We start from the raw sequence: 16,161 nt of genomic DNA on the forward strand, positions 1-16,161 counted from the left end.
TTTTTATTGTCAATAAATTATGAATTAAACATAGTTGAATCATCATTAAAGTTAGTAATTTTAGCATGGTCAGCAGCTAATTCAAGCTGCATAACAGCACCATTTTTAACACTAATCTTGGCAAAATCATGATAGCCAAAATAATCAGCAATAGCACGAATAGTTGTACCATGAGAGACAATTAGTACATTATCTCCATCTTGATGACGAGAAAGGATATCGTCAAAACCGTGTTGTATACGGTGTATAAACTGTTGATAATCCTCTGCGATTTTGAAAGGGTCTCCTTCACGGATCAAATCCATTGCTGCAGGCATACCATATTTAGCGATAACATCGGAAAAATCTGAGAAGGTATCATTTTTATAAGCACCAAGAGTTGTTAATGCTAAACCAGTGTGTACACCTTCAAAATAGCCAAAGTTTTCTTCACGGAAGTCTGGTAATTGGATAGCTTGATTGGGTGAATCAGATTTATTGTTGGCTAAGATATATTGTGATGTGTGGATAGTTCGTGTTAAGCCAGATGAATAAGCACCATCGAAGTGTACGTTGGCCAGCCGAGTACCGGCCGCATAACCGTCTTGAATTCCTTTTTTTGTTAAGGGTGCATCAGACCAACCTTGGAAACGATGCAAAAGATTAAAATAGGTTTCGCCATGGCGTACCATGTAGATGTTGACTGTCATAAGTTTCCTCCTGAAGATAACTATATTCATTTTACCACAACTAATTTATCAGCAGAATGTAAAAAGCATTCCCGCAGGAATGCTTTTTATTAATTAGTAGATTCATTTTCAGAATTTTGCTTAGATGTAACTTCATCTTCATCAAAAATACCATTTTGGTTCAGATCTTCTTTGGGTAATGGTAGTTCTTTAACGACGAACTCAGAGATGTAAGCATTGTCGTAATTAAGAGCAGTAAGTTCAAAGTTGGCAACCTTCATTGTATCTCCAGCACGGAACTCAGGATCATGATTTAAAACATAACCAGTTAATGTAACAGCATCATCATTTTCAAGTTCTTTTATGTTCCTGTTAAAGTAACGTTCAAAATCATAAAGAGTCATTTTACCAGAAATTTTAAAGCGATGGTCGCCGAGTTTTTCAATGTAATCATCCGAAACATCATCAATTTCATCGCGAACAGTACCAAATAATTCTTCGTAAATGTCCTTATCGGTAATTAGACCAGAAGTGCCACCGTACTCATCCACGACAATTGCAATGGGAGAGCGCTTTATAATCATTTCATCCATGACATCATGTAAGTCCATATTTTCCGGAACTGCAGGAATATCACGCATGATTTTTGAAACAGGATCAGATGATTTAATGCGTGCTTGTCTTACTAAATCATAGTTGAAAACATACCCTAAAATTTTGTCTTTGTCATTATCAGCAACAACTGGAAAGCGGGAATATCGTTCTTGAAGATATAAATTTAAGCCATCAGCAATTGTTGCTGTGACATCAATAATTGTCATAGAAGTACGATCAATCATAATATCAACAGCAACTTTATCGTTCATTTCAAATGCGCGTTGCATGAAAGTCAAATCTTCTTCATCTAGTTCTCCAGCAGCTGCTGCATTTTTAGATAAAGATAAAATCTCTGTTTGGGAATAGATATCTTCTTCGCCATCTGTTCGGAAGCCAAGTAAATGAGTAATACCGTTTGATAAATGATCTAATGTCCAAATTAATGGGAATAGAGCAATATGGAAAAATCGTACGGGACGTACGATAAAGAGCAATACCTTTACAGGTGACTCAATTGCAATGTTTTTTGGAACTAAATCAGTAAACACAGCGTGGACAATTGTAAATATAATCATGGCGGCAACGGAAGCTACTGCATGTGCATATTCTGAGGGAATAACCCCAGTTCTAAGTATGATGTCGGCGACGGTCTCTTCACCAATCCAACCTAAAATCAAACTTGTTAATGTAATTCCGACTTGTGCAGTCGAAAGATATTCAGTTAAGTGTGTTGTCATGTGAATAGCATTGCTGATATTGCGTGAAGGCTTTTCACGACTCTCTTGCAATGCTTTTAAAGCACTCAAACGTACTTTCACCAATGAGTATTCTGTCAAAGTGAACAAAATAGCTAGCAACAAGACCACCAAGATAATAAAAAAGTTGATGATCATAGACGGACCAGAATCCAAATTCGTAAACCTCTTTTCATATTATAACTAATACACATTATAACAAAAATCGTATGAAGACGTTGGATTTTATAACTTTCTTAAGGGTAACTATTATCAGTATTAGACGTTTCTATGAGGTTGATGGGAAGGGAACAAATATATGGTTTTTATGAGCAATTCAATATGATTTATAAAAAAAGTATGGTATCATAAAAACCTAAACAACATACATTCACTAATTAAAAACGTTGATATAATAGCCTTTTTACCTTTTTATTGTTCTTTTATTTTCTAGCAGCCTTTTTTAAATAAGCAATTCAACTCGCAAGAACATGCGTTCGCTGAGACAAAATTAGGGCTTGAAGAATTAATTTAAAAGGGTAAACTTAAAGTCAGTAGTTAGTAGATTCAAAACAGAGTAAATAAATATAAAAGAGGTCGGTATCATGGAAAAAGTTACAGTATATACAAAATACAATTGTGTACAATGCAAGATGACCAAAAAGTTTTTAGAAGCGCAAGGTATACCTTTTAAAGAAATTAACATTGAAGAGGAAACACAATTTGTTGAGGAACTGAAGGCTAATGGTCATCGCCAAACACCAGTTGTGGCAGTGGAAGGTCTACCAGCATTTTCCGGATTCCGTCCTGATGTGCTAAAGAAAATTTCTGCCTGATTTTCGTTAACATCGTGCGGTGCAAAGCTTAGCGGTGTTTTTTATTACATTTTTTCTAGTAAGAGTGTTGATAAATTGCAGAAGTTTGCTGTTAATCAAAGGTAGTTCAAAATATAAAATGTCAACACGGCAATCGATCACATTCAAAACCAAAGGACAATAAACTGATGTCATTAAAAGAGTTAGATTTAGAAAACGTAACATATTTTGATTTAAACAATCAAGTAAATATCCCAAAGAACAATGAAATTCAGCTTGATAAGGATCAAGAGGCTTTGAACGCTTTTTTGGATGAGAATGTTGTGCCTAATGTGAAGCATTTTGATTCCTTGCAAGAACGTCTGGATTGGATGTTTGATCATCGCTTCTTGGAACGTGAATTTATTCAAAAATACAACCTAACATTCATTGAAAAGTTATATGCATATTTAGCGGGTGAACATTTTAAGTTTAAATCCTTCATGGCGGCCTTCAAGTTCTATAATCAATATGCGCTTAAAACTAATGATGGTGCGTATTATATTGAAACGTATGAAGATCGTGTTGCTATGAATGCTTTATATTATGCAGATGGGAATGAAGACTTGGCGCTGCGTTTGGCTGATGAAATGATACATCAACGTTATCAACCAGCGACACCATCTTTCTTAAACGCGGGCCGAGCTCGACGCGGAGAATTAGTATCGTGCTTTATTATTCAGACCTCAGATGATATGAACTCAATTGGTCGGACTATCAACTCAGCGCTGCAGCTATCCAAAATGGGTGGTGGCGTTGGTATCAATCTTTCAAATGTTCGTGAGGCTGGTGCACCAGTCATGGGTATCGATAATGCTGCCGGTGGTGTAGTGCCAATTATGAAATTGTTAGAGGACTCATTTACATTTTCATCACAAGTTGGTGCTCGTCAAGGAGCTGGTGTCGTTTATTTATCAGTCTTTCACCCTGATATTTTATCTTTCTTGTCAACTAAGAAGGAAAACGCTGACGAGAAGATACGAGTGAAAACATTATCTCTTGGGTTGACTGTTCCAGATAAATTTTATGATTTAGTCAAGCAAAATAAGGCGATGTACTTGTTTAGCCCAGACGATGTTGAGAAGGTTTATCAACAACCGTTTAATTACGTTGATATCACTGCTGAATATGACAACATGGTCGCTAACGATAAAATCCGCAAGCAACGTATCGACGCGCGATCCCTTGAAGAAGAAATATCTAAGTTACAACAAGAATCGGGTTACCCATATATCATTAATATTGATACAGCTAATCGAACTAATCCAGTTCCTGGTAAGATTGTATCTTCTAACCTGTGTTCAGAGATATTACAAGTACAAACGCCGTCAGAAATTGACAATGAACAACATTATACAAAATTAGGTTCGGATATTAGTTGTAACTTAGGGTCAATTAATATCGTGAACATGATGAACACGAATGATTTCGGTGGATCTGTTGATACAATGGTTCGGGCGCTAACCTTTGTATCCGATTCTTCTAATTTGGATGTTGTTCCTTCAATCGATTTAGGCAACAAAGAAAAACATGCCATCGGCTTGGGGGCTATGGGACTAGCAGCATATTTTGCACAAAATAAGATGTACTATGGAGATGAAGAAGCATTAGACTTTACCTCAACATTTTTCATGATGCTGAATTATTACTCTATTAAGTCTTCAATGGGCATTGCAAAAGAACGGCATGAAACGTTTTATCAGTTTAATCAATCTGGTTATGCGGATGGGACATACTTTGAAAAGTATGTTCAGAAGGATTGGACACCAAAAACCGACAAAGTGGCAAAAGCCTTTGCTGATTTTGATGTACCAACAGAAAAAGACTGGGCTCAGCTAAAAGAAGACGTGGCGAAATACGGTATGTATAATGCCTATCGTCACGCAATCGCGCCAACAGGTTCTATTTCTTATGTTAACGACGCAACGGCCTCTTTGTTACCAATTGTTAACAAAATTGAAGAACGTCAAGAAGGTATGATTGGTAAGGTTTACTATCCAGCACCGGGATTAAGTAATGAAACAATGCCATATTATGTTTCAGCGTACGATACAGATATGCGTAGAGTGATTGATGTATATGCTGCTGCACAAGAACATATTGATCAAGGAATGGCGTTGACATTATTTATGCGTTCTACATTGCCAGAGCATTTGTACGAATGGAAAAATAATCGTACAAATAAAATGACAACACGTGATTTGACCATTTTGCGTAACTATGCCTTTAATAAAGGAATAAAATCGCTTTATTACGTCCGTACATTTACAGATGACAACCAAGAATCAGGTGTTAATGAATGTGAAAGTTGCTCAATTTAATTTAAAAGAGCGCTTAGCTATGAAATGAAGGAATTAATGACAACTATAAATATTCTTTATGCCTCTACTGAAGGTAATACAAAATCGTTTATTGAAAAGTTAGCAGCTGTTGCTGAATCTAAGGGTGATGGATTTTCCGCGCGTTTAATTGGTGATGAAACAGAATATGCAAATGAAACACAACCTTATGTTGCTTTCGTGCCAACTTATCTAACAGGCGGTACTGGAACAGGACCGGAAGTTAAAGAAATTTTTACAAATGCCTTGGGCGATTATATTACATTTGGTAATAATGTGCGATACTTAAAAGGCGTGGTTGGTTCTGGGAACCGAAACTTCAACATCCAATTTAACCTAACAGCGATTCGTTACGGAAAAAAATTTGATGTTCCGATGATTGCAGCCTATGAATTGCGAGGTAGCAAGTTTGATGCAGAAAAGATATATAATAAGATAAAACCTTATTTTGGAGAATGACAATGGCACATATAAACAACGGTTCATACACAGCGATTAACTGGAATAACATCGAAGATGAATTAGATAAGGCGACATGGGAAAAGTTAACGCAACAGTTTTGGTTAGACACGCGAATTCCTATTTCGAACGATTTACGTACTTGGCGTGGTAACATGTCCGAACAAGAACGTCAAACAATGAACTTGGTCTTTGGTGGATTAACGACTTTGGATACGTTACAATCACAAGATGGTATGGCGCAATTAAAGTTAGATTCTACGAACCAAAAAGAAGAAGCGGTATTGAACAATATTCAATTCATGGAATCAGTTCATGCCAAGTCATACTCATCAATTTTCGAAACACTAAATGAAAAAGTTGAGATTGAGAAAATTTTTGAATGGGCAGATTCTAACGAGTTTTTGCAATACAAGGCAAATAGAATTAATGACATTTACCATAATGGTTCAGCGCTACAGAAAAAAATTGCTTCGGTCTTCTTAGAGACTTTCTTATTCTACTCAGGTTTTTACACGCCATTGTATTTCTTGGGGCATAATAAGATGTTAAATGTTGCGGAAATTATTAAACTAATTATTCGTGATGAATCGGTTCACGGTACGTACATTGGCTATAAGTTTCAAATTGGGTTTAATAAGATTTCGGCTGAAGAACGTACAGAATTACAAAGCTGGATGTATGATCTGTTATATGAATTGTACGAAAATGAAGAGAAATATACACACGAGTTGTATGATGACCTAGGATGGACAGAACAAGTGCTCACATTCTTACGATACAATGCTAATAAAGCTTTGATGAACTTAGGCCAAGAGCCAATGTTCCCTGACGGAGCGGAAGATGTTAATCCAGTTGTGATGAATGGAATCTCAACTTCGACAGCAAACCATGACTTCTTCTCAGGTGTTGGAAATGGTTATCTATTGGGTGAAGTTGAAGCAATGAATGATGATGATTATAATATTGGATTAGAATAAAAAAAGAATCGCAATTGCGATTCTTTTTTTATTTAAATTTCATCATGTGAGAAGAAGGATAGTGATGTAAGAAGTTTTGCTAATACTGGGTACAACTTTCCAGCAAACATAATCCAAGCGTACGCGAATAAGACAGCAGCTATTGTATCACTTAAGTAATGTGCGTTAAAGTATATTCGTGACATCAAAGTCATTATGCCAATAACAGTTATTGCCCAAGAAATGAAGAACTGTTTTCGTGGCGACTCGATGTTAGGAATAACAAGCAAGGAAAGAATGAATATGACTGAAAATATACCAAACACATGACTGCTAGGAAATGATGATCCTTGGTCGCTGAGCAAATGACCAACTGGACGGCTTCTATCGACGCTGAGTCGAATAATGGCATTGAAAATATTTCCTAGAATAATTGTGGTAACCGCCCAAATAGCTGGAATACGCAAATTGGCAAGTAGTAAGATGGCGGCTAGAACCAACACATAAATGACATCAAGTATGGGTGAACCTAGAAAGGAAAATACAGTCATCAAGATATCATTTAGACTAGTTTGAATGCCTGCCATGAATGAATGAATGCTATTATCAATGATGGTTGGAAATATAAACTTTATTCTGACAAAGACACTAAGAATAAGAGCAGATATAAAGCAGATAATCGCGTAACGCAATTGCTTATTTTTTACGGAAATAATCATTGTACTGATCTCCAGAAAGAGTTTTTTTAACTCCTTCTAGTATAAGGGATTCGCTATAGAAATTACAATACTATCATTTCTGCGATGCACAATATTTGTTTTCCGATGATAGGAAATTAGTTGCCTTTATAGTCTGGAGCTAATTTGTTTACGGGTGGAGTGAACTTACGCATCGATTCAGCTAGATGTACAAAATTTGTTACCAAATGTTGGTTAGGCGCATTGACGCCATTTTTGTCCGCCAAGTCTGCAATCCAACCGTTAATATAGTCCACTTCAGTTGGACGTCCCTTGACAAAGTCTTGATACATTGATGGGAAATGAAGTGGGTTACCAATATTTGAAACATAATCGACTTGCTTGACCATTTCATCGCGTGTTTCAATTAGTGTAATACCTGCTGCCTCAGCAGCATCGTAAGCTTCATTAATTAGTGGGCGAGCAATACCTTCAAGAAAGTTATCATAGGCCATTAGCTGACCCATTCGCGACTGGAACATTGTGGCGATAGAGTTTTCAACTGCGTTGAAAAATACTTTAGTCAATAGTGTACCCATAAAGTTTTCCGTATAAGATGGGTTTAAGTGCGCCGCCTTGAAATCATCTTGGATCTTATCCATAACCGTTGATGGTTTCTCGGTTAGATTAGCATAAACAGAACTACCCATATTTTCGCCACCCATGAAATCAACGTCGCCGTAATCATTTAAGACGGTGGCAATCATTGCTGTACCACCAATAATGTGTTCATCATCAAAATACTTTTGCAACTTTTCAATATGGCCCATGCCGTTCATTGCACCAAGGGCAGTCTGTCCAGGTTTGAATTTAGGTGAAAGGCGATCCAAGGTATCTTGAAGTTGCATTTGCTTCATGAAGAAAATCCAAACATCAGGGGTACCTTCATATTCTTCAGGAGAAAAAATATTAATTTTAATTTCGTGACGGTCTTTGTGATCACGAGATTTCCAAACTTTATCACCTTGTTCGTGAATCTTATCGAGGCTTGCTTGCGTTGGTTCGACAAAATCAACGGGGACACCGGCATTTTCTTGAAGCAAAATGCCGTAACGAAGCCCCATTGCACCGGCACCAACAACTGTGTATTTCATAATTATAATAACCTCCAAAGACTTGATGAGATAATACTAATCCTTTTATCACAAAAAGTCAATGTGATGGATGTATCAAATGGCAACTTTATTGACATCATGATGGCGTTTGTAATTTAAAGTAATCAATTAGCAAATCATATAACGTTCATTTAGCCTAGCTGATATAATATTAGTGTATGCATATAGTATACTTAAATAATCAACAATATATCGCTCAAAGTGTGCACGCAACAACAATAGTCTCATTATTATGTGTGTATATTTTATTACGTCACACATTAAAAGCACTGCGCAATAAAAGCTTTTCATGGCGAGGTCTACTGGGGCGTGCCATGCTCTCGATGTATGCAACGGTGGTTGCTGCTTTTACACTAACCTTTTATAAATGGCCATCATTTGCAACATATCTGGCAGTGATAAAAGGATATGGCGGTTTTGGACAGTACTCATTCGCCCATTTATCGTTGTTTAATGCAGATAATGTTGCCTTCAGCTGGTATCAGATGACTGGTAACTTTATGTTACTGCTGCCGTTAGGGTTTATAGCTCCGTTCTTATTTCCAAAATGGCGAGGGTTACTTCGTATTGTGCCAAGAATATTTTTAACAACGTTAACTATTGAAATAATTCAGGGAACCAGCACATTCTTCTATCTTTCAAATCGTATCTTTGATATGAATGATCTTGCTGTGAACACAGCTGGGGGTGTGGTGGGGTATATTATCTATCTGATAACAATTTTCGTTATGAAAAAAGATAAAAACTTTATTCCAAGACATGTTGAGAAAGGAAATTTAAATGAGCACAATCTTTATATTAAGTCTTAATCTTGTATGTATTTATTTTTTCTTTTGGCTAATTAAGCCAATAAATTTTGCCAGATTTATGCCATATACACCGCGTCAAGCGGCTTTTTTGAAAGTGGTACTCTCCATCATAGGAGGATATCTTTTGGCTAGTTTTTTTGTTTCAGCAACAAATTGGGTGATTCAAATACCAAGCACAGTATTGGGGAATTAGCTTTTTTAAATTATTAAAGATATTTTTAGTTGAGCATCCCATTTGTATGAGAATCAAGCGTAAAAAGGTCTTTACAATATGGTATAATTTAGTAGATTGTATATGCAAATAATTAACATTAATAAAAGTTAAAGTCTCGGAGACATGAAATGGCAAAAGATATTGGAATTGATTTAGGAACAGCCAATGTTCTCATTTACGTAGAAGGAAAAGGTATAGTATTGAACGAACCGTCAGTTGTGGCGGTTGATGATAAAACGGATCGAGTTTTAGCTGTGGGATCAGAAGCTTATCGTATGGTAGGACGCACACCAGGTAATATTCGCGCGGTGCGACCACTTAAAGATGGTGTTATTTCAGATTTTGATGTCACAGAAGCAATGCTAACCTATTTTGTTGACAAACTTAACGTTAAAGGGTTCATGTCGAAACCTAACATTATGATTTGCGCACCTACTAATATCACAGAGATTGAACGTAAAGCGATTATACAAGCTGCTGAAAAAGCAGGTGGTGCAAAGGTTTATCTTGAGTATGAACCTAAAGTTGCTGCAGTTGGTGCAGGGCTGGATATTTTCAAACCAATTGGGTCAATGGTGATTGACATGGGTGGTGGTACCTCTGATATTGCCGTATTATCATTAGGAGACATTGTTGTTTCTGAATCCATTCGAATTGCCGGTGACAAAATGAATTTTGACATTGTTAACTTCTTAAAGCGCCGTCACAATTTAATTGTTGGTGAGCGTACTGCGGAAACAATCAAAATTCAAATTGGTTCAGCTTTGCAGGCGGATGAGCCCTTGACAATGGAAGTGCGTGGTCGTGATAATTTTGAAGGCATGCCTAAAACAGTAACAATCAACTCAAATGAAGTTGAGGATTCTTTACATGATACATTGCAACAAATTGTTCGTGCTGCCCATTCTGTTTTGGCCAAACTACCACCAGAATTGGCTTCTGATATCATTGATCGTGGTATCATGTTAACAGGTGGTGGTGCGTTACTGCATGGCATGGATCAATTACTTTCAGATGCACTGGAAGTACCGGTGGTGGTATCAGATTCACCACTAGATAATGTTGCTAAAGGAGCTGGCGCCCTACTTGAACATATGAAGTCCGGGCGCAGAGGATTATAATGAGAAGAAAAAATCAGAACTTTGATGTTGAAGTGGTTGTAAAGGATCAACAAACACAAGTTTTAGTAGATAAAAAACAGATTGGTTACATTGAAAAAGCCGATCGTGGTTTTGTTGGATTTTTTGGTCAACAAGCGATTATTAATCAAGCTAAAGACGAAGACGAGGCCTTGCAAGCTATCTTGGCAAGTTTTAATCTAAATCACTAAAATAAGGCACGTTGTGACTAATCATGACGTGCTTTGTACATAATTTTTTTAAAGAAATAAAGCGGCTTAACAAAATTGAATTTATATTTTTTCTTTCAGTGTGCCGTTCTAGATACTGGAGATGCTATGCAACAGACACGACAAACTTCAAGACGAACATCTGGATCAGAGCTTGATTGGGGAATCATTTTAGCTTTGTTGCTATTTATGATTATCGGCTTGAGTTCATTATATGAAGCAGCAACACATATGCAGGGTGCGACAACCTTAAGTGCTGTAAAAGTAGTGATAAGCCAGGGCGCATTTTGGTTTATAGGCGTATTATTAATTGTCTTTTTAGTCAGATTTGACGGATCGCAGTTGTGGAAATTAGCACCTATTACCTATGGATTAGGCATCTTTTTGTTAGTCGCAGTGCTAATATTTTATAATCGAGCAATGTATGCTTCTACGGGTGCCAGATCATGGTTTGTAATTGGCCCCTTATCATTTCAACCTTCTGAAGTTGTTAAACCGGCGTTCATTTTGATGCTGAGCCGAGTGGTTGCACAGCATAATAGAAATTATCCGAATCATGCATTATCAACAGACTGGTTGTTGTTAGGTAAAATGGCGATTTGTTTTATACCTGTTGCTGCATTAATTGCTTTACAAAATGATTTGGGAACTTTATTGGTTTTCGTTGCTATTTTTGGTGGTGTTGCACTAGTTTCAGGGGTAACCTGGCGAATACTTGCCCCAGTAATTATTATTGGTGCGACAATTGGCACAACGTTGTTAACTTTGGTTATTTCTTCAGCTGGTCGGACGATATTGAGTAAGTTGGGATTTCAATCTTATCAGTTTTCTCGTATTGATACATGGTTAAACCCCGCAAATGATACGTCAGGGAATGGATATCAAACTTATCAAAGTTTAAAAGCTATAGGTTCTGGTCAATTGACAGGCAATGGATGGGGAAGTCTTAAGGTGTATGTACCTGTGCGCGAATCAGACATGATTTTTTCTGTTATTGGTGAAAGTTTTGGCTTTATAGGCGGTGCTTTCCTAATAGCGTTATATTTCGGTTTAATTTATTTATTAATTCGTGCCACTTTTAGAGCACAAAGTGCTTTTTATGCCTACATTGCGACGGGTGTTGTAATGATGGTATTGTTTCATGTCTTTGAAAACATTGGTATGAGTATTGGATTATTACCACTAACAGGTATTCCATTACCATTTGTTTCACAAGGTGGTTCTTCATTGTTAGGAAACATGATTGGTGTAGGATTGATCCTTTCTATAGGGTACCAGCGTCAAAATAGCACGTTTACAGAAACGACAGGTTTTTTTATTTGATGATAAAATTAAATGAATTAAAAAAAGAATTTATAACATTGCGTCAAAAGGTTCGTAATGGGGATGTGTTCCAATCATTAGGGGAATTAATGAAGGAATCACTACATAAAATGCCTCCGCAATCTTTAACAACTGTTTCGTTGCCTGTTGATGGTGAATTTGCATTAAAACGTATGCAGAATTATACGCAACAGGCAGATCAAATGACTGAATCAGAAACAGCGACGGAGGATTTTGACTTTCAAGTGAAAGACACGGACTTGGTGCTAATTGTTGAACAGTTAGCTAGTCCATTGCCAAAGTATCGAGATACAGGAGCGTTCTTTTTCTTAAGCGACATGATTCAAAATGATTTGTTGTCAGAGGAGCAATTGCGTTGGTTAACGGATTATCTTGTTTCGGATGAGCAATTATTCGCTCATATCCTTGAACCTCAGAATGACGCTATTTATCGTCGTTCTTTTAGTGTGTTAGTTTTATCTTTGTTATTGTTTTCAAACCGTATAAAGACACCTTTTATGTCTGAGACGCAATTGAACCATGTTATCGATCAGGTGGCATTATATGCTGCTTTGGAACGTGATGGACGTGGCTTTATTAATGAAAATGGTTGGGCGCATGCTTTTACGCATATTGGAAACGCTGTTTCTGAGATTTTCTTAATGCCTGATTTAGTGAGGGCCGATAAAGTATTTGTTTTGGGTGCGGTTCTTGCTGGTTATCATGAATTATTACAGCCGCTGACTTTTGGCGAAACAGAACGTTTAGTAGAAGTGGTTACTCATATTTCCAAGCAACATGAGCTGTATGCAGATTATCTATTGTTAACTTTAAAAATGTGGCGAAAAGACTTAGTGACTCAAACACCACCAAAGACACAACAACAATGGCAGCAATTGTATAATCGGTCACAGTTTTTCCATGAAATTTTGCTACGTGGAAAAAATGAAGTACCAGAAGCGGTATTTGATTATGTGAGCGTTACAAAAAACTATTTAGCATAATAATTTAAAATATTTATTGCACATACAAGATGAGGACAGGAAGATGACTAAAAAAAGAGTAGCGCTTATTTTTGGAGGTAATTCCTCTGAGCACGACGTATCAAAGCGTTCAGCGCAAAATTTCTATAATGCAATCGAAGCAACTGGTAAATATGAGATTATTGTTTTTGCAATTGCCCAAAATGGTTTCTTTTTAGATAAGGAAAGTTCTAAGAGAATACTTGCGTTGGAAGATGAGCAGCCTATTGTGGACGCCTTCATGAAAACAGTCGATGCTAGTGATCCATTGGCGCGCATCCATGCTTTAAAGAGTGCGGGTGACTTTGATATTTTCTTCCCTGTAGTTCATGGTAACTTAGGAGAAGATGGTACACTGCAAGGTTTATTTAAACTATTAGATAAACCATATGTGGGGGCACCGTTACGTGGCCATGCGGTAAGTTTTGACAAAGCATTGACGAAAGAACTACTGACGGTAAATGGTATTCGCAATACTAAATACATTGTGGTGAACCCTGAGTCAGCAAATAATTGGTCGTGGGAAAAGATTGTGGCTAAATTAGGCAACATTGTGTTTGTTAAAGCTGCTAATCAAGGATCTTCAGTGGGGATTTCACGTGTAACCAATGCCGAAGAATATGCCGAAGCATTATCAGATTCATTCCAATATGATTACAAAGTTTTGATCGAAGAAGCGGTTAATGGCGCCCGAGAGTTGGAAGTTGGAGTCATTGGTAACGATCAGCCACTTGTCTCTGAGATTGGTGCACATACAGTGCCAAATCAAGGGAGTGGTGACGGTTGGTATGATTATAATAATAAGTTCGTTGATAATTCTGCTGTTCACTTTGAAATCCCTGCTCAGTTATCCCCAGAAGTAACAAAAGAAGTTAAACAAATGGCTTTAGATGCTTATAAAGTATTGAATTTACGTGGCGAAGCGCGAATGGATTTTTTGTTAGATGAAAATAATGTGCCCTACTTAGGTGAACCTAACACGTTACCAGGGTTCACGAATATGTCATTATTTAAACGTTTGTGGGATTATTCAGATATTAACAACGCCAAGCTAGTTGATATGTTGATTGACTATGGGTTTGAAGATTTTGCACAAAATCAAAAGTTGAGTTACTCATTTGTGTCACTTGGAGAAGAAAAGATAGGGAAGTTTAACTAATAGAATTTAGTATTAGTAGCATTTCCGCTTAGATTTATTTAAAAAAATTATTAATAAATACTTTAGCCCTGCAATGGAGAAGTTCATGGTACAAGTAATTTCACAAAATGAACATCGTCGCCAACAGATTATTGAAGCAGCGACAACAATCTTTTTATCAAAGGGTTTTGAGCAAACAACAACGCGAGATATAGCAAAGAAGGTAAACATTAGTCAACCCGCTTTGTATCATCATTTTGGTGATAAGGAGTCATTATTTGTTGAAGTAATTTCACGTGTTGGCGAGTCGACCTATACGGATATGCAGAGTATTTTATCGCAAACATATGTTGAACCAATCGATCAACTGGTTGATTTAACACAGGTTATTGTACTCCGGCATCCACGTGATGTATTTAGATTAATACATGACAGTTTTGATTCATTATCGGCAACACATCGAAGTAAACTGGGCATGATTTTTGGACGGGATTATGTCGGTCCTATTGCACAATTTTTTGAAAGTATACAGTTGCGTGACAATGTTGATGCACAAATAGCTAGTTCATTTTACATTACTAGCTTATCGACATTGTTTGGTGAATTCCATTCACTGGGGGAACAAATAACAATGCGTGAACGAATTCAACAATTGTTGGATCTCATTTTATATGGGGTAGAAAAAAAATAGTATCAATGGTATGATACTAGAAGAATATGGAGGCGGTCCGATGGCTAGTCACAAAGTATCATTAGCGTGCACAGTTTGTGGATCACGCAATTACACAGTAACATTATCAAAAGATCGAACAGAACGTTTGTCAGTAAGTAAGTTTTGTCAACACTGTGGCAAGCATACATTACATCAACAAACAAAATAAGGGATTCAAAATGATTAACTATTTTAAAAACGTTGCACAGGAAATGAAAAATGTCACTTGGTTAACAGGTGAACAGACATCTAAGGAAACAATTACAGTTATTACTGTATCGATTATTTTTGCGTTGTTTTTAGGTGGTATAGATTGGCTATTGCAACAAGGATTCAACTTCTTACTGGCGAAATAGTTTTTTTTTTGATATACTAATAATTACTGATACCAAGGACTCTGATGGGTTCTTTTTTATTTTGAAAAGGGGTAAACAATGTCTGAAGAAATTGAAAAATCATGGTTCGTTGTGCATACATATTCAGGGTATGAGCACAAGGTTAAGGCAAACCTAGAATCACGTACACAAACAATGGGAATGTCAGAGCAAATATTCCGCATCTTGGTGCCCGAACAAGAAGTTACAACCATCCAAGACGGCGAAGCTAAGCAAACTGTTGAAAACGACTTTCCAGGTTATGTACTAGTAGAAATGGCGACGCCATATGAAGATAATATGACAGACGAGGCTTGGTATGTTGTCCGTAACACACCAGGTGTTACTGGTTTCTTAGGTTCTCACGGTGCTGGATCAAAGCCAAATTCTTTGCTTCCTGAAGAAGTTGATTTGCTTATGAAGCGAATGGGTATGGTTACACGAGAGCAAGTTGATTTGGATGTTGCAGTAGGACAAACAGTTAAAATTATCTCTGGACCATTTTCTGGTATGGAGGGTGTAGTAACGTCTATTGATCAAGAAAAGCAAACTTTGGAAGCTACTGTAGCAGTGTTTGGACGTGAAACACCAACAGAACTTGACTTTTCAGATGTTGATACAACGTTAGATTCTTTATAATTAGAAAAGACGACTAAAAGCATTGAGTTTTTGGTCTTTTTCTGTTATGATAATATGGTATGTCATTGACATGCGTGGGAGCAGCACTAAAGCTGTGTTTCACCACAACACGAGGAGGAA

Annotated in this window: 19 protein-coding genes; 15 read left to right on the plus strand and 4 right to left on the minus strand. The window is 37.0% G+C overall.

Going from position 1 to position 16,161, the window contains the following annotated elements:
- Positions 1-17: 17 nt before the first annotated feature.
- Positions 18-689, minus strand: a complete 672-nt coding sequence (locus tag JNUCC76_RS01125; RefSeq protein ID WP_454155092.1) for a histidine phosphatase family protein — start codon at positions 687-689, stop codon at positions 18-20.
- Positions 690-778: 89 nt separating this feature from the next.
- Positions 779-2,176 carry a hemolysin family protein gene (locus JNUCC76_RS01130; RefSeq protein WP_454155093.1) on the minus strand — a complete coding sequence of 466 codons (1,398 nt, stop codon included), beginning with the start codon at positions 2,174-2,176 and terminating at the stop codon, positions 779-781.
- Positions 2,177-2,604: 428 nt separating this feature from the next.
- On the opposite strand from JNUCC76_RS01130, the gene nrdH reads away from it, so the two are divergent.
- The 4 genes from nrdH to nrdF all read left to right on the plus strand — a co-directional run bounded on the left by nrdH (position 2,605) and on the right by nrdF (position 6,631).
- On the plus strand, positions 2,605-2,835 hold the full coding sequence (gene nrdH, locus JNUCC76_RS01135) for a glutaredoxin-like protein NrdH (RefSeq protein WP_002815957.1): 231 nt from the start codon (positions 2,605-2,607) through the stop codon (positions 2,833-2,835).
- A gap of 167 nt (positions 2,836-3,002) precedes the next feature.
- Positions 3,003-5,174 (plus strand): class 1b ribonucleoside-diphosphate reductase subunit alpha, encoded by a 2,172-nt coding sequence (nrdE, locus tag JNUCC76_RS01140; RefSeq protein WP_454155095.1) that lies wholly within the window; start codon positions 3,003-3,005, stop codon positions 5,172-5,174.
- Positions 5,175-5,210: 36 nt separating this feature from the next.
- Positions 5,211-5,651, plus strand: coding sequence for a class Ib ribonucleoside-diphosphate reductase assembly flavoprotein NrdI (locus JNUCC76_RS01145; RefSeq protein ID WP_454155097.1), 441 nt, complete (start codon positions 5,211-5,213; stop codon positions 5,649-5,651).
- Positions 5,652-5,653: 2 nt separating this feature from the next.
- Entirely contained in the window at positions 5,654-6,631 is a 978-nt protein-coding gene (gene nrdF / locus JNUCC76_RS01150; RefSeq protein WP_454155099.1) for a class 1b ribonucleoside-diphosphate reductase subunit beta, read from the plus strand.
- A 32-nt stretch (positions 6,632-6,663) separates the two neighbouring features.
- Here nrdF and JNUCC76_RS01155 read toward each other — a convergent pair whose 3' ends face one another.
- Positions 6,664-7,329, minus strand: coding sequence for a phosphatase PAP2 family protein (locus tag JNUCC76_RS01155; protein WP_454155101.1), 666 nt, complete (start codon positions 7,327-7,329; stop codon positions 6,664-6,666).
- A gap of 116 nt (positions 7,330-7,445) precedes the next feature.
- Positions 7,446-8,441: a ketopantoate reductase family protein gene (locus JNUCC76_RS01160; protein ID WP_454155102.1), complete on the minus strand. Its 996-nt coding sequence runs from the start codon at positions 8,439-8,441 to the stop codon at positions 7,446-7,448.
- 179 nt (positions 8,442-8,620) lie between these two features.
- Here JNUCC76_RS01160 and JNUCC76_RS01165 point away from each other — a divergent pair, with 179 nt between their 5' ends.
- The 11 genes from JNUCC76_RS01165 to nusG all read left to right on the plus strand — a co-directional run bounded on the left by JNUCC76_RS01165 (position 8,621) and on the right by nusG (position 16,041).
- Positions 8,621-9,271, plus strand: a complete 651-nt coding sequence (locus JNUCC76_RS01165; protein WP_454155104.1) for a VanZ family protein — start codon at positions 8,621-8,623, stop codon at positions 9,269-9,271.
- A complete protein-coding gene (locus JNUCC76_RS01170; RefSeq protein WP_072612985.1) occupies positions 9,243-9,464 on the plus strand; it encodes a DUF1146 domain-containing protein in 222 nt (73 codons plus the stop codon). Before JNUCC76_RS01165 ends, JNUCC76_RS01170 begins: the two co-directional genes overlap by 29 nt.
- A 149-nt stretch (positions 9,465-9,613) precedes the next feature.
- A complete protein-coding gene (locus tag JNUCC76_RS01175) occupies positions 9,614-10,606 on the plus strand; it encodes a rod shape-determining protein (protein WP_002815948.1) in 993 nt (330 codons plus the stop codon).
- A complete protein-coding gene (locus tag JNUCC76_RS01180; RefSeq protein ID WP_454155107.1) occupies positions 10,606-10,815 on the plus strand; it encodes a DUF2969 family protein in 210 nt (69 codons plus the stop codon). The genes JNUCC76_RS01175 and JNUCC76_RS01180 overlap by 1 nt, the downstream gene beginning before the upstream one ends.
- A gap of 126 nt (positions 10,816-10,941) precedes the next feature.
- The gene (locus JNUCC76_RS01185; RefSeq protein ID WP_454155109.1) at positions 10,942-12,156 is read left to right on the plus strand and encodes an FtsW/RodA/SpoVE family cell cycle protein; all 1,215 of its coding nucleotides are present in this window, start codon (positions 10,942-10,944) and stop codon (positions 12,154-12,156) included.
- The gene (locus JNUCC76_RS01190) at positions 12,156-13,160 is read left to right on the plus strand and encodes a DUF2785 domain-containing protein (RefSeq protein ID WP_454155111.1); all 1,005 of its coding nucleotides are present in this window, start codon (positions 12,156-12,158) and stop codon (positions 13,158-13,160) included. Before JNUCC76_RS01185 ends, JNUCC76_RS01190 begins: the two co-directional genes overlap by 1 nt.
- A 43-nt stretch (positions 13,161-13,203) precedes the next feature.
- On the plus strand, positions 13,204-14,337 hold the full coding sequence (locus JNUCC76_RS01195; protein ID WP_454155113.1) for a D-alanine--D-alanine ligase family protein: 1,134 nt from the start codon (positions 13,204-13,206) through the stop codon (positions 14,335-14,337).
- A gap of 85 nt (positions 14,338-14,422) precedes the next feature.
- Positions 14,423-15,007 (plus strand): TetR/AcrR family transcriptional regulator, encoded by a 585-nt coding sequence (locus tag JNUCC76_RS01200; protein WP_454155114.1) that lies wholly within the window; start codon positions 14,423-14,425, stop codon positions 15,005-15,007.
- A gap of 40 nt (positions 15,008-15,047) precedes the next feature.
- On the plus strand, positions 15,048-15,197 hold the full coding sequence (rpmG, locus tag JNUCC76_RS01205; RefSeq protein ID WP_071951773.1) for a 50S ribosomal protein L33: 150 nt from the start codon (positions 15,048-15,050) through the stop codon (positions 15,195-15,197).
- A gap of 10 nt (positions 15,198-15,207) precedes the next feature.
- Positions 15,208-15,384 carry a preprotein translocase subunit SecE gene (gene secE, locus JNUCC76_RS01210; RefSeq protein WP_454155117.1) on the plus strand — a complete coding sequence of 59 codons (177 nt, stop codon included), beginning with the start codon at positions 15,208-15,210 and terminating at the stop codon, positions 15,382-15,384.
- Between the two features lie 78 nt (positions 15,385-15,462).
- The gene (nusG, locus tag JNUCC76_RS01215) at positions 15,463-16,041 is read left to right on the plus strand and encodes a transcription termination/antitermination protein NusG (protein ID WP_002815941.1); all 579 of its coding nucleotides are present in this window, start codon (positions 15,463-15,465) and stop codon (positions 16,039-16,041) included.
- The last annotated feature ends 120 nt before the right edge of the window (positions 16,042-16,161 follow it).

This window comes from Leuconostoc sp. JNUCC 76 (assembly GCF_053667755.1).